Raw genomic sequence first — 13,909 nt, forward strand, 5'->3', positions numbered from 1 at the left:
CCGGCTGACCTTCGTTTCAGGAGGCGGGCGGCTTCGCGGTGTGGTCCGGATGGTGGTGGGTGCGACGGATCGTTTTGAGGCGGGCCTCCAGGAGGTGCTCGCGCCCGCCGGCCAGCTCTTCGACGATGGCGCGTTCGATCGCGGCGAAGGGCTGGTGGTAGGTGGAGTTGTAGGCCTCGATGATCTGGAACGTCCAATGATCCGGGATGACGTTGCGGCCCACGAGCTCGCGCTCGACCCGGGCGGCCTGCTCCTCGTGGCCCGCCTCGCGCAGGAGCCGGACGGCGTCGCCGAGCTCGAAGTCCGCGGTCCCGGTCAGCTGGTGGAATCCGTAGAGGTGACCGCGGGCCCGCTCCGTCGTCTCCAGCGCCTTCGAGAGCGCGCCCAGGGCACGCAGTGTCTTCTCGTCGACGCCGTCGGGCACCTGGTGCTCCGGGTCCATCTCGCGATTGCTGTCCATGGTGCCCTTCTTCCCGAAAGGCGCTTCGCCGAGCGATCGGTTGAGCCGTGCGGAGCAAGGACGGCGGCTGCTGCGCCCCATACGGCAATCGGCCCACCACGGGGGCGGCCGCCTGGCGGGCCGCCGCCATTGGGATGGTCTCCATCCGGCAGCGCGGCCCTGCCGCTCCGCTCGTGACCGGATGCCCGAAGGCGTCAGATGCCGCTGGTCCACACCTCGGGGCCGCCTCCCTCCCACCGGATCGGCCCGTCCTCGGACAGGTCCACGTCCTCCAGGCCGACCCGGCGCAGGAACTCCGAGACGTCTGCGGGCGTGAAGGCCCGGCCGAGGTCCGCGTCCACGCCGAGCGCGTGCACGGTGACCTTGCGCCCGCCTTGCGGCGACACGGGGTGGACAACGATCTCCGTCTGGTCCGTCATACGACCAGAATGCGGCGGGCCGGCCCGTACGGCCTCCGGGGTTCACCCCTGCCTGCCGAACACCGATGCTGTGGCTCCGTACGCGCGTCTCGAGAGTTCCGCAGCTCGTGACGTCTCCTCAGAAAGCCTGCCGGCAGAGCGTTTGGGGGAAGGCAGCCGGGATACACGCGTGGATGCCGGAAGGTGCCACCTGCGGGTGGGGACCTTCCGGAGCGGGCCTCAGCCGCACGGCGACCCTCCCCGGCGTCAGCGGCCGGCCCGCCCGCACGACGGGCTGCCGCCCGGATCCGTACGGAACCCGGACGCCCCGGGTACCCGGTCCTCTCCCCGGCCGGGAACCCGGGCCCCTCCGGCCAACCCCCGACGACGGCGCTCATACCGCCGCCCCCGGGCAACGGACCCCCGCGGCAGCAGCCCGGCGCACTGCACAGCATGCGCTCCGGCATGGGGATCGGCTGCCGCGCGGGCGCCCGGCACCACCGCGGCCGCCGCGCCGGTTACTGGGCGACGCCGCCAGGCCTCGCCTCATCTGCCGCGGCCGTCCCGGCCATGCCCGGCCTGCGGACGGCCCTCATTCGGCCGGCGGGGCGGTGGCGTCGGCCCGTGCGTCCCGCACTGGCGCCCTGGCCCGTACTACGGCCTGCCCAACGGAGCCGCCGGCAGGCCGTCCTGCGCGGCGCGCGGTGCCGGCAGCACCCCCGGCAGCGTCCAGGTGTAGACGTCCGGGGAGAAGGCGTGCAGACGCTTGACGAGTCTGGCGGTCGACCAGGGCCAGCAGAAGGTGTTGACACCCGGGAGGCCGAAGTAGTACCCGGATCCGTTCGCGGGGCTGTAGACGGTGGTGCGCAGTGCCTCGTGCAGGGCCTGCTGATGGGATTCCTCAGCTTCGGGAAGGACGTCGAGCGCGGCGTACCCGTTGGTGCGCAAGTGGGTGAGGGCAGTCGCGACGTAGCGGAGCTGGGCTTCGAGGACGGTGGGTACTGCGGTGGTGCCGGTGAGCAGGTTCGGGCCGACGAGGAGGAAGAGGTTGGGGTAGCCGCTGACGCTGGTGCCCAGATAGGCGCGGCGGTCGTCGGCCCACGTCCGGGCGAGCGTGGTGCCGCCGATGCCGTACAGCCTGCTGGCCAGGGGGACCTCGCCCACGTGGTAGCCGGTGGCCAGAACGATGACGTCGGCGCGGGTACGGGTGCCGTCGGCGCCGATGACGTGGGAGCCCACCACGGCAGCTGCCCTGGTGGGATGGAGCCGGACGTTGGGCCTGACGAGGGCGGGATAGTAGGCGTCGGACGTGATCAGGCGGCGGGCCCCGAGTCGGTAGTCGGGGGTGAGTGCCCGGCGCAGGGCACGGTCCGGTACGGAAGTGCGCAGATGGAAGCGGGCCACGGCTTCCAGGGGCCGCAGCAGGCGGGGGTGGCGCAGGGGGAGGCCGACGGCTTCCTGAGTCCAGTGGTGCAGGCCACGCAGTGCGCGGCGGGCTGTCGGGTGGAGTCCGAGGAAACGGTGCAGGCGGGCGGGGAGCGGGTAGTCGGGTTTCGGGAGCACCCAGTGGGGAGTGCTCTGGAAGACGTCGACGTGCGCGGCCCGCGGCTGGATCTCGGGCAGGAACTGCACGGCGGACGCTCCGGTGCCCACCACCGCGATGCGGCGACCGGTGAGGTCGGCGTCGTGGTTCCAGCGGGCGGAATGGAAGGCCGGGCCGGGGAAGGTGTCGAGGCCGGGGATGTCGGGATGGCGGGGCCGGTGCCATGGGCCGGTGGCGACGATGACAGCGCGGGCCGTGTAGGCGCCCTCCGTGGTCTCCAGGTTCCAGCGGCTGGCCTCCGGCTGCCAGCGCGCGTCCACCACCTCCGCGCCGTAACGGATCGCCTCGTCCACCCGGTGGGTTGACGCGGTGGTCCGGAGGTAGTCGAGGATTTCGGACCGGCCGGCAAAGCACCGGCTCCAGGGGTGGGGGGCGAAGGAGTACTCGTACAGCATCGCGGGCACGTCGCACCCGCATCCGGGGTAGGTGTTGTCGCGCCAGGTCCCGCCGAGACGGTCGGACTTCTCCAGCACCACGACGTCGTCGATCCCGGCCCGGCGCAGTGCGATCACGGCGGCCACACCCGAGAGGCCGGCCCCGATGACGACCACCTCCGCCTGGCGGCGGCCGCCGGAACTTTCACTGGTCACGCTTGCTCCCTCCCTGCATCGGGAGCGTCCCGGCAAGTGCCGGGCCGTTCTCGACAGTCACCCAGAGCGACCGATGCTAGGTGTCTGCGTCATCGCGCGGGGGTGTGCGGCGTGCGCATGGCTCATATGAGTGATCTTGCCGACCGAGGTCTGCGCCCCGGTGTTCGAGCTCGCCGAAGCCTGACCGCAGTCGCCAGCAGTGCCTGCCGCCCGTGCAGCTGCGTGCACCTGCGTGCCGCCCACCTGGGCGGCAGTCGGCGGATCCTGGCCCTGCAACGCCGGACCGCACGGCTTGTGCTCGTCCTCTTCGAGCTGCTGCCGCGTCCGCGGTCCCGGTAGTAGCGCACACGCACGTGGGGGGTACGACTCGACGTCCGGCCGTCCGGCTTGTTTGGCAGCCGGAATCGCGGTCAGAAGCAAGGCGTACGGTTTGCCCCCATCCTTCAGGAGTGATCAGCTGTGTCGAAGAACCAGAAGAGCCGGGCCAAGGCCGAGCAGGCCAAGGGCAAGCTCAAGGAGACGGCCGGCCGTGCCGTGGGCAACGAAAGCCTGACCGCTGAAGGGCGCGCCGAGAAGGCCAAGGGCGATGCTCGCCAGGCCAAGGAGAAGATGAAGGACATTTTCAAGGGCTGACCCGCCAACGGTGTCGCCGTGGTCCCGGACCCACGCGCGCGGGGCCGCGGCGCACGGCGCACGAACGACGGCCCGTTCGCCACTGCACGCCTTCGGCACGTGAGGAAGCAGGCACCCAGTCCCAGGGCCTCGCCGGGGAGGCCACCCCGGTCGGGCCCCACGTGTTCCGCACCACCTGCGTGGCGTCGTGGGCAGGCGCGGGGACACCTGAACGTGGGAACGACGGGCGGCGGTATGCGAAGCGTGGGTGTGGAAGAAGAGCTGTTGCTGGTGGACGCCCGCAGTGGTGAGCCCCTGGCCGTGTCCGGTGCCGTACTGGCGGCCGCGGACCGGTCAGTCGGGCAGCAACCACAGGGTGGTGGCGCGCCGGGGCACTCCTTCGAGAAAGAACTACAGAAGGAGCAGGTGGAGTTCGCAACCAAGCCGGTGACAGAAATGGGTGAACTCCAGGGTGAGATCACCCGCTGCCGCGACGAGGCCCGCCGGCACGCCGCATCCGCCGGCGCGCTCGTGGCGGCCATGGCCACCTCGCCCCTGCCCGCCCGGCCCTCGTTGAATGCGGGGACACGGTACGAGTGGCTGGGCCGGCAGCTCGGCCTGACTGCGCAGGAACAGCTGACCTGCGGCTGCCACGTCCACGTATCGGTCGAGTCGGACGAGGAAGGCGTCGCGGTGCTGGACAGGATCCGTCCCTGGCTTCCCGTGCTGACCGCGATGAGCGCGAACTCCCCCTTCTGGCAGGGAGAGGACAGCAAGTACGCGAGTTACCGCAGCCGGGTGTGGAACCGCCTGCCCTCGGCCGGCCCCGTGGACGTCTTCGGGTCCGCCGACCGCTACCACGAGCAGGTCCGCGCCATGCTCGGCACCGGCGTGCTGCAGGACGAGGGAATGATCTACTTCGATGCCCGGCTGTCGGCCTCCTATCCCACCGTGGAGGTCAGGGTGGCGGACGTATGCCTCGAAGCATCGACACCCGTGCTCCTCGCCGCCCTGGTGCGCGCCCTCGTAGAGACCGCTGCCCGGGCCTGGCGCGACGGCGAGCCCCCCGCCCGCATCGGCACGAACCTGCTCAGGTTGGCGGCATGGCGGGCCGGCCGGTCAGGTCTGGACGGACCCCTTCTCCATCCCGAAACCATGAAGGAGACATCGGCGGCGGAAGCCGTGCGGGTCCTGTACGCCCATGTCCGGGAAGCCCTGCTCGAGCACGGAGACGAAGAACGGGTTCAGGCAGGGATCGCCGGTCTGCTGGAACGGGGCAACGGGGCGCGCATCCAGCGCGAGCTCTTGCGTACTCAGGGAAGCCTCGCCGCCGTGGTCACCCACTGCGCGCGCATCACGACCGGCGGCTCCCCCACTTGAGCGCGGGCTCGGGAACACCGGCCGGCGCGGCCGGACGACGCTGCTCTGACGACACCGTGCCGACGGGCGAACGGCTGGGATCCGCCGTGGTCATTTGGCCGAACAGGGCGAACGGTTCGTCGGGGACCTGTCCCAGGGCGATCTGCGAGGCGAATCGGGTCCACGCCGACGTGTCTGCGAGCACGGCCCGGCGGGCGCGGACGGTGTCACCACCGGCCGTCTCTATGCCCACCGCCCGGCCGCCCCGTACGACGACGGACGTGACGCGCTCCCCGCAGCGCAGGACGCCCCCGCGACGCGGGAGGCGGCTCACGAGCGCCGCGGTCAGGGCGCCGGCCCCGCCGACGGGGACGGGGAATCCGTGGCTCTGGCCGAGCATCGACATCAGCCAGCCGAAGGCGCCGCTGCCGACGGCCTCGGGGGCCAGGTCGGCGTACAGGGCGTTGCCGGCCAGCAGGAGCCGTCCCCCCTCCCCCGCGAACTCCTCCTCGCCCAAGCGGCGCACCGGCAGGGCCAGGTTCCGTGCCAGCCGCAGTCCGCCGGCGGCCCGGAGCTTGGCCGCCAGGCGCAGCCCGGAGCGGACCGGGGGAAGGGGGTGAACAGGGCCCGGACCATGTCCGGACCGACGCGGCTCCATACGCCGTACACGTTGCGCCAGGCACCGCCGTCGGCCGCCCCGAACGCCTCCAGTCCGTCCGCGGTCGCCTCCACCCGGCGCTCCAGTACGGCGCACCTGCCGTCCTTCAGCGGGTGGGCCAGCACGGACGGGGCGTGACTCCAGCGCAGGCCCTCGGCGGCGAGGTCGAGGCGGGCGAGGACCGGGGAGGCGGCGGCCAGGGGGTAGAAGGCGCTGAAGAAGTCCGAGACGTGGTCGGGATGGACGCCGCGGTCGCTGCGGACTGCGCCTCCGGGCTCCGTCTGCGCCTCCAGGACTTCCACGCTCCATCCGGCGTCCGCCAACAGGTTCGCGGCCACCAGCCCGTTGGGACCGGCGCCGATCACCACTGCGTCAGGCAAGGCTGGCCCCTGCGCCTGCGCCTGCGCCTGCGCGATCCTGTTCCACGATCCTGGCCAGGCGGGCCAGCATGCCCCGGTGGCGGAGTTGGAGCAGCGCTTCCGTCCCGGGGTTGTGGAGGGTTCCGCCCAGCCCCCCTCAACCGCCGGAGTTCGGGCACACCGATGCGTACCCGACGCCCGAACGGGTCCGCGAGCACACGGCCTCCCTGCGTGCGGGACGCCTTCCGTAGGGGCTGCCCTGCCGATCGACCGGCGGGCGGTTTCGGCGGCCCACCCCCACCGTCAACCGGTCACCGTCCCGAGGCGGAGCTGCCTGCACGAAATCGATGCCGCGGACCGGGGCGGCCCCCAAGGGAGGCAGATGACCGGCGGTACCATGCCCCTGTCCTACGATTCCGTTGAGGGCTTCGGGACGGTGGGACCGGAGGGCAGATGCCGAAGCAGGACCGGGTGCCCGGAGCGGACCCGGGCAGTGCACAGTGGCGGGCTTTGAGGCTGGCCGGTCTCTCAGCAGCTGCGGATGCCGGGATGGATCGGTTCGCCCGGCTGGTTTCACGGCTGCTCCGCGTGCCGGTCGCATTCGTTTCCCTGGTCGAGGAGGACCGGCAGATCCTGCCCGGACTGATCGGTCTGCCGGAGCCCTGGGCGGAGAGCCGCACGCTGCCGCCGTCGCCTTCGTTCTGCCGCCACGTGATGGCCTCCGGGCAGCCACTGGCCGTGCCCGACACCCGCGCCGACGACCGGTTCCGTACCACCCCGGCCATCGCGGAGCTCGGGCTCATCGCATGTGCGGGAATGCCGCTGACCGATGCCGACGGGCTCGTCCTGGGCTGCCTGTGCGCCATCGCCCACGAGCCCCGTGACTGGGGTGACGGCGAGCTGTCCGACCTGGAGGATCTGGCCGCGGCCTGCTCCGCCGAGCTGCGCCTGCGCATCCTGTCCGCGCACGGCAGGTCCGCACAGAAAGTTCTGGAGACCGCAAGGGCCGCCGCCGAGCGCGCCCGGAGCGACGCGCAGCGCCTGGAGCAGGAGGCCCAGGCCGGACTGGACCATGCCGAGCTGCTGCTGAGGGTGTCGGAGGAGCTGGCCCGGACTTCGGGGCTGGAGGACGTCCGACGACGGCTGCGGGACCTGTTCGTCGGCGCAGGGAAGCCCTCGTACGTCGGTCTGCTCGTCGCCGACGAAGACGCACTCCACCGGGTTCCCGACCCGGACGTCGTGCACTCGGTGGAACGCGAGGTCCTCTCCCTGCCGATGAGCGCGGCGTTTCCGAGCACCCGGGCCATGCGGGAACGGCGGGCGGTCTTCGTACCCGACCGCGAGGCGCTCGTGGCCGACTACGGCCCCGAGGCGGTCCGCTTCTCCGACCGCATGGGCTTCACCACGGTGCTCTGCCTGCCGCTCTGGGGCAGCCGCACCCTGCTGGGGGTCCTCGCGATCTGCTGGGCCAAGCAGCACGAGGTGGGCATCACGGAGCGCGCCACGCTCACCGCCGCCTCCGGTTACATCGCGCAGGCGGTGGAACGGGCCCTGTACCTCGACGAGCGGATTTCCGTCGCCCGCCAGCTCCAGGAGGCGCTGCTCACCGACCTTCCCGTCGCCGACGACGTAGAGATCAGCGCCGTGTACCAGCCGTCCGCGGACGGCGACATGATCGGTGGGGACTGGTACGACGCCTATCACCTGCCGCCCGCCTCACCCGGCGGTGCGCCGGGAGCGCTCATGGTCACGGTGGGCGACATCACCGGCCACGACATGCAGGCCGCAGCCGTGATGGGCCAGATCCGCAGCATGCTGCGGCAGGCCACCCTCGACCACCCCCCGTACAGCCCCGCCACTGCTCTGACCGCCCTCGATGCAGCGTGCTCGGTCCTGCCCATCGACGCCGGCGGCACACTGGTCCACGCGCGCCTCGAACTCGCCGGCGCCGGCGCCGGATGGACGCTGACCTGGTCCAACGCCGGCCACCCGCCGCCACTGCTCCGTACTCCCGACGGCCGCGTGACCGCCCTGGTGGAGCACGACGTCCTCCTCCACCCCGCCCTCGGGCCGTTCCACCGCACCGAGCACCGGCGCAACCTACCCGCGGGCTCCACGCTGTTGCTCTACACCGACGGGCTCATCGAACGCCGCGGCGACGACATCGACGCCTCCATCGCACACCTCGTCGCCCTGTTCACCCGCCACGGTGACAGTCCGCCGGCCGAACTCCTCCGCCTGATCAGCAGCCGGCCGACGGACCCGGGTCCTGGAGACGACGTGGTCGTGCTGGCACTACGCGTTCCGTAACGGCGCAACCAGTGTGACCTTCTCCGACGCGTCCACGCACACAACCGCGACTCCCCCGTTGGCAGGCAGGCCGTTCGGGTGCAGTCGAGGCCGTGCCGGGATGGCGGCCGAATGCCGGGTAGGCGTCATGTATGGACGCACACACCCTCGATACCCCGACGACGGCCGGACACCCCGCGGCACTCGACACCGCATCCGCATGCTGGCTGAAGGCCCTCGACCGGCTCGAACGCACGACGGTGGCCGATCCGGTGATCGGGCTTCTCCAGCGCGGAATCCGCTCGCTCCCCCTGGGCGGGATGCGTGATCTGTTGCGCGGGAGGCCGCTGGGCCACCCTGTGCATCCCGTGCTGGTGCAGGTACCGATCGGCTGCTGGCTGTCGGCCGCGGTACTGGACGTCGTACCGGGTGCACAGCGCGCGGCAACGACCCTCACCGCCGTCGGGCTGGCCGGGGTCGCCCCGGCAGCGGTCGCCGGCTGGGTGGACTGGGCGGACCTGCCGCCCGAGCAGGCCCGGGTCGGGCTGGCGCACGCGGTCTCCAACGTGGCTGCGGTGGCCTGCTACGCCACGTCCTTGACGGCTCGGCTCCGCGGCCGCTCGACGAAGGGCAGGATGTGGTCATGGGGCGGGCTGACGGCAGTCGCCGTCTCCGGTGCGCTGGGCGGGCACGTGGCCTATCGGCAGGCCGTCGGAGCACATCCCGCAACCTAGTGCCGTAACGCTGTCCACCGTGGCCGGCATCCGGACGGGGCAGCGGTCGTCACGGGTTCCTGTCCTCGGGCGGCGCCGCGCCCCGCTCCACGGTGGGCCTCAAGGACGAGGCGCCCCCTGCCCGCCCGCGTCATCGTCCGGCGTCTGCCAGGAGTCCTGGCGCCGCTGCGCCACGGGGTTCTGCTCTGCCGGCCGGGCCGGCGCCATGCGCCGCGCACTACGCCGGCTGCCGTACCAGAAGGCGCCGATCAGGAGGACGACAACGCCGACTCCTGCGAGGATGAGAAAGAGCGCGCCCTGGCCTTCGACCGCGAGGATCTCGGTAGCAATCATGACGGGCGCCTACCCGTGATCGGCAGGTTTACCGGGCAGCCTGCCCGGACGGGGCAAGGATCCGGCTGGTCGGCGCGCGGGTGCCTCGCCTGGCGGCCGTAGCCTCCCGACGGCACTACGGTGAGGGTGTCCCGCACCAGGCGAGTAGCGAATGAGGCAGGCTGGAATCTGTGTCCACGTCAAGCCATGAGATCGGTGGGGCACCCTGCTGGGTGAGCCTGCTGACCCGGGACCCCGCCTCCGCGCAACGGTTCTACGGTGCCGTGCTGGGCTGGACCTTCCACCGGAGCCGGCTCGGCGAGGGGCTCTCCATCGCGTTCCGCGACGGCGCTCCGGTCGCCGGGATCGGGGCTCTCGCCGGGGGCCCGTCCTTTCCCGCCGCCTGGACGCCGTACTTCGCCGTCGACGACGCCGATGTGACCGCCGCACGCATCCGTGAGCGCGGCGCCACCGTGGCGGTGGGCCCGCTGTCCTTCGGTACGGGCCGTGCCGCCCTGGCCGCGGACCCCGCAGGGGCGGTCTTCGGACTCTGGCAGGGCGAGGTCATCCGGGACTGGAGAGTGGGCCGCGGCACCGCCCCCGCCTGGCTGGAACTCCGTACGCGCGACGCCTTCGCAGCCGCCATCTTCTACGGGGAGGTCCTGGACTGGGCCGGCCAACACCCCGGATGCTGCGTGGTGGCCTACGAGCAGGACAACGTCGTCCTGCGCCACGGCAACGACGTCGTCGCGCAGATCAGCAGCGGTGCGGTGGACGAGGATCCCGACCCGCAGGTCCGTCCGCGCTGGCACGTCCACTTCCGGGTCCCCGACCTGGAAGCCGCCGTGGAGGCGGCGACCGGCGCCGGTGGGAGGATCATGTCCTCGGTCGAGACCTCCGACGCCGGCCGGTGGGTCGCCCTCAGCGATCTGGAGGGCGCCTTGTTCACCGTCTACGCACCGCCGGGCTGAGCCCGCAGGTCACGGTGGGACGATGCGCCGTTCTCAGTTCTCCTCGGCGCCCGACGGCCGCGGGCCGTCCGGGCGCGCCTGCTCCTCGCGGCCGATGCCGGGACGCTGCCGCTTGGCCACATGACCGCCGGCGTCCGCGTCCTCCCTGCCCGGTCGCCGGGCGACGGCGTCGTCCGCCTGTTCCCGGGCCTCGCGATCGCCGCTCTCCCCCACTGCCTCCGACGGGGTGGTGCGCGGTCGGCCCGGTGACTTCTCCTGAGCCGTCATCTCGTCCTCCTCCGGTGGTGCTGCTCCTCAGCTGGTCCAGCTCGTGCCGACGGCCGCGTACCTCGCGCCGGATCCGGACCATCGCGCCCTGCGCCGTCTCGCCGTCGTCGTCATCCCCGTACGACGGCACGCACGTTCGCGATGCTGCCGCAGTCGGCCTCGAGCTGCCGCTGCCTCTCCCGTAGGAACGCCGCCCCGAGCTCGGCCCTCCGCTCGTCGGGCACGTTCTCCCGGGCGCCGTTGAGGATCGTCCGCTCCTCCTCGTCGAGGTGGTGGGAGACCGCCTTGACGAGGTCCTCCAGGCGCGCGTCCCACTCGTCGGAACCCACCTCGGACACCTCGAGCAGCGCCAGGAGCGCCTCGTTGCCCTCGGCGTGCTCCTCGGTACCGTGCTCGACCTCCTCGTTGTCGACGTCCTTGAACCTCTTCAGCGCGCCGTAGACCTCCGCCTCCTCGGCCTCTCCGTGCGCGATGAGGAGGGCGGAGAACTTCGCGAGGGCGTCTGCCCGGTCCTCCTCCACACTGCGCATCCGTCGAAAGAGGTCCTCCATCGTGCGGTGGTCCTTGAGGATCACGGCGACGACGTCCTGGTTCTCCTGCTTGTCCGCTGCCATTCCACATACCTCCTGCTCTCGGTCTTCGCTTCGGCGCCTGCTCGGCGCCGGTGAGTTCAAACCCCGGCTGCCGTGGTCGGCGCCGCCCGTGCGTGTATCCAGGCCGTCTGCCCGGGCGAGGCCCCGGCGGGCAGGACGGGGCGACACAGGCGCCGGCGGACCAGCCTGCCGGTGAGCAGGAGCCGGAGCCGGTTGGAGAAGCAGCGCCGTACACAGACGTGCCATGCTCTAGGCATGAAGGGCGACGCCGCGGGTGAGGACGCCGCACCCGAGGTGCTGGCGCTCGCCAAGGTGGTGGCCAGGCTGCGATCGGAAATCGTGGACCTGGAAGGCGTCGCCGCGACCACGGCAGTCGTAGAGCGGGCCAAGGGCGTGCTGATGGCCCAGGCGGGCGTGTCCGCCGACACGGCCTACGAGATGCTCCTCGGCCGTGCCGGTGAGCGGGGCCGCACCCTGTTGGAGGAGTGCTGGCTCGTCCTGGGGCGGATACACCCGCACCCGCCGCCCCGACGCGCACCCTCCGACCCGCCCACAGCCCCCGCGGGCGCCGTCTCAGGGAACGAGCCGGGCCAGGAGCGGGTCTCCGGCGCCGGACGCCATCTCGTGGGCGGCGCCGCGCCGCGCCCGCTCCTGGCCCGGCTCGCCGACGGCCTGGCGACGGCCCGCGGGGGTGACGGCATCGCGGAACTGCTGCGGACCGTGCTCGGCGGGGACGTCGGCGTGGACGCGGTGATGATCTACTCCCTGGCCTCCGCCGGGAGCCTGGAGCTGACCGGCCACGCCGGCATCGACGAGGAGCTCGCCGAGCAGTGGCGCCACATCCCCCCGCTCAGTGGCGTCGCCGCCCACCAGGCCATCGCCGGGCGCCGGGCCCTGTGGCTGGAGGACCCGGCCGAGGACGCCCGCCGCCACCTGCTCATCGCGGGGCCGCCGGACCGGTGGCCCTCGCGCGCCTGGCTCCCCGTACCCGCCGACGGGCCCCCGACGGCTGCCATCGGCTTCCTGCGCACGCAGCGGGGCCCCTTCACGGCCGACACCCGGGCGCTGCTGCGGCGCGCGGCCCGGTTGTGCGCGGGCCCGCTGGGGGTGGCGCAGCCGCCCCGCGACGCCGACGCCGAGGGAACCCCGGGCGGCATCGACGTGGCGTCCGTCCAGCGCATATTGGACGCGCTGGCCGGACCCGCGATCCTGATCACTCCGCTGCGCTCGGAGGCGGGCGAGGTGGAGGACTACCGCATCGACGCGGCTGCGCCCGAGTCGGTGGACGTCGCCGGGCGGCGCGGCAAGGAACTCGTGGGCCGCAGGATCCTGGAGACGTACCCGACCGTGGCGGGCACGTCACTGTGGGACGGCTATCTGGAGACCCTCACCACGGGAACCGGGTACGAGGGAGAGCCCTTCACCTATGAGGAGGTGATCGCCGGCGTCCCGCGGCGGTCCGTCTACTCGGTCCGGGCATCCAGGCTGGGAGACCGGCTGATCGTGTCCTGGGTCCGCCACGACACCAGCGAGCGCGAGGCCCGGCGGCTCGCCGACATGCAGCGGCTGGGCAACCTCGGCTGGGCCGGCTGGAACCTGACGACGGACACCATCACCTGGTCCGATCAGGTCTATGCCATCTTCGACCGCGATCCCCAGGACGGGCCCTTGGCACTCGAGGAACTGCCGGGGCACCTCCTGCCCGACGACCTTCCGCGCCTGGATGCGGCCGTCGAGCGACTGCTGAGCGAGGGGGAGGCTCTGGACCAGCCGTTCCGTATCGCCACCCCGCACGGCGTGCGACACCTGCGGATCGTCGCCGAGGCCCAGACGGACGCCGACGGCACCCCTGTCGAGGTGCACGGCTTCTTCCAGGACCTCAGCGCGCAGCGCGGCGCCGAGCTCGCGCTGCTCGAGAGCGAGCGCGCCGTCCTCCTCCAGCGAGGCATGCTCCAGGCCGAACGGGCCCTCGCCGCTCGCCTCCAGGAGACGCTGCTGCCGATTCCCGAGCAGTCCCTGGAGCTGGCCGGTCTGTGCATCGACGTCGCCTACGTATCCGCGGACCGGGGGGTCAACGTCAGCGGCGACTGGTACAGCGCCATCGAACTACCCGATGAAAGTGCCCTGTTCGTCGTCGGCGACGTGGCCGGCCACGGTCTGCCGGCCGTCGGCACCATGGCCCAGCTGCGGTTCACCACGAAGGGCATGACGATCACCGGCTCGCCCCTGCCCGACGTCCTGCGCCGACTCAACACGCTTCTGCTCCATACCGCTTCGGATCCGTCCGGCAGCGCCAGCGCCACCATGGTCATGGCCCGGTATCAGCCCTGGGACCGGCGCCTGATCTGGGTACGGGCAGGTCACCCGCCCCCCTTGCTGGTCCGCGGCGACCGGGCGAGCTTCCTCGAGCAGCCTCCGGGCACGCTCCTCGGCGCCACCTTCGACGCCTCCTACGGACAGGCCGTCATCGACCTGATGCCCGGCGACCACCTGCTGCTCTACACCGACGGACTCGTGGAGGAACCGGGCGAGGACCTCGACGTCGGACTGGACCGGCTCGCCGCGACCGCCCTGCGGCTCCTCCGGGAAGGGCGGGGCGAAACCCTCGCCCGTACGCTCGCCGCGCTGTGCCCGGGCAACCGCGACGACATCTGCGTCCTGGACATCCACGTCCCGGACGACTCGTGATCCGGCGGTCGCGGGC

Annotated in this window: 12 protein-coding genes and 1 pseudogene; 6 read left to right on the forward strand and 7 right to left on the reverse strand. The window is 72.3% G+C overall.

Going from position 1 to position 13,909, the window contains the following annotated elements; genetic code table 11:
• Window positions 1–16: 16 nt before the first annotated feature.
• From AB5J51_RS02895 to AB5J51_RS02905, 3 genes are all read right to left on the reverse strand, one after another.
• Window positions 17–460 (reverse strand): hypothetical protein, encoded by a 444-nt coding sequence (locus AB5J51_RS02895; protein WP_053787693.1) that lies wholly within the window; start codon window positions 458–460, stop codon window positions 17–19.
• 194 nt (window positions 461–654) lie between these two features.
• Window positions 655–879, reverse strand: a complete 225-nt coding sequence (locus AB5J51_RS02900; protein ID WP_053787698.1) for a hypothetical protein — start codon at window positions 877–879, stop codon at window positions 655–657.
• A 633-nt stretch (window positions 880–1,512) separates the two neighbouring features.
• On the reverse strand, window positions 1,513–3,051 hold the full coding sequence (locus AB5J51_RS02905) for a flavin-containing monooxygenase (protein WP_369776695.1): 1,539 nt from the start codon (window positions 3,049–3,051) through the stop codon (window positions 1,513–1,515).
• Window positions 3,052–3,510: 459 nt separating this feature from the next.
• Here AB5J51_RS02905 and AB5J51_RS02910 point away from each other — a divergent pair, with 459 nt between their 5' ends.
• Together AB5J51_RS02910 and AB5J51_RS02915 are read left to right on the forward strand one after the other, a co-directional pair.
• The gene (locus AB5J51_RS02910; RefSeq protein WP_078987478.1) at window positions 3,511–3,684 is read left to right on the forward strand and encodes a CsbD family protein; all 174 of its coding nucleotides are present in this window, start codon (window positions 3,511–3,513) and stop codon (window positions 3,682–3,684) included.
• A gap of 234 nt (window positions 3,685–3,918) precedes the next feature.
• The gene (locus AB5J51_RS02915; RefSeq protein WP_369776696.1) at window positions 3,919–5,043 is read left to right on the forward strand and encodes a glutamate--cysteine ligase; all 1,125 of its coding nucleotides are present in this window, start codon (window positions 3,919–3,921) and stop codon (window positions 5,041–5,043) included.
• Window positions 5,044–5,089: 46 nt separating this feature from the next.
• On the opposite strand, the pseudogene AB5J51_RS02920 reads toward AB5J51_RS02915, so the two are convergent.
• Window positions 5,090–6,060 (reverse strand): annotated as a pseudogene (locus AB5J51_RS02920) (phytoene desaturase family protein); the annotation flags it as partial.
• A 528-nt stretch (window positions 6,061–6,588) separates the two neighbouring features.
• On the opposite strand from AB5J51_RS02920, the gene AB5J51_RS02925 reads away from it, so the two are divergent.
• On the forward strand, window positions 6,589–8,349 hold the full coding sequence (locus AB5J51_RS02925) for a SpoIIE family protein phosphatase (protein ID WP_369776697.1): 1,761 nt from the start codon (window positions 6,589–6,591) through the stop codon (window positions 8,347–8,349).
• A gap of 131 nt (window positions 8,350–8,480) precedes the next feature.
• Entirely contained in the window at window positions 8,481–9,062 is a 582-nt protein-coding gene (locus tag AB5J51_RS02930) for a DUF2231 domain-containing protein (protein ID WP_053787701.1), read from the forward strand.
• 99 nt (window positions 9,063–9,161) lie between these two features.
• On the opposite strand, the gene AB5J51_RS02935 is transcribed toward AB5J51_RS02930, so the two are convergent.
• Window positions 9,162–9,395, reverse strand: coding sequence for a DUF6479 family protein (locus AB5J51_RS02935; protein WP_136226257.1), 234 nt, complete (start codon window positions 9,393–9,395; stop codon window positions 9,162–9,164).
• Window positions 9,396–9,616: 221 nt separating this feature from the next.
• Between AB5J51_RS02935 and AB5J51_RS02940 the strand changes: the two genes are divergently transcribed.
• On the forward strand, window positions 9,617–10,345 hold the full coding sequence (locus AB5J51_RS02940; protein ID WP_369780203.1) for a VOC family protein: 729 nt from the start codon (window positions 9,617–9,619) through the stop codon (window positions 10,343–10,345).
• A 33-nt stretch (window positions 10,346–10,378) separates the two neighbouring features.
• On the opposite strand, the gene AB5J51_RS02945 is transcribed toward AB5J51_RS02940, so the two are convergent.
• On the reverse strand, window positions 10,379–10,612 hold the full coding sequence (locus AB5J51_RS02945; RefSeq protein ID WP_136226256.1) for a hypothetical protein: 234 nt from the start codon (window positions 10,610–10,612) through the stop codon (window positions 10,379–10,381).
• Window positions 10,613–10,722: 110 nt separating this feature from the next.
• On the reverse strand, window positions 10,723–11,226 hold the full coding sequence (locus AB5J51_RS02950; protein WP_136226255.1) for a hemerythrin domain-containing protein: 504 nt from the start codon (window positions 11,224–11,226) through the stop codon (window positions 10,723–10,725).
• A gap of 234 nt (window positions 11,227–11,460) precedes the next feature.
• On the opposite strand from AB5J51_RS02950, the gene AB5J51_RS02955 reads away from it, so the two are divergent.
• Window positions 11,461–13,893 carry a SpoIIE family protein phosphatase gene (locus AB5J51_RS02955; protein ID WP_369776700.1) on the forward strand — a complete coding sequence of 811 codons (2,433 nt, stop codon included), beginning with the start codon at window positions 11,461–11,463 and terminating at the stop codon, window positions 13,891–13,893.
• The last annotated feature ends 16 nt before the right edge of the window (window positions 13,894–13,909 follow it).

Source organism: Streptomyces sp. R33, assembly GCF_041200175.1.
Taxonomy (GTDB): domain Bacteria; phylum Actinomycetota; class Actinomycetes; order Streptomycetales; family Streptomycetaceae; genus Streptomyces; species Streptomyces katrae_B.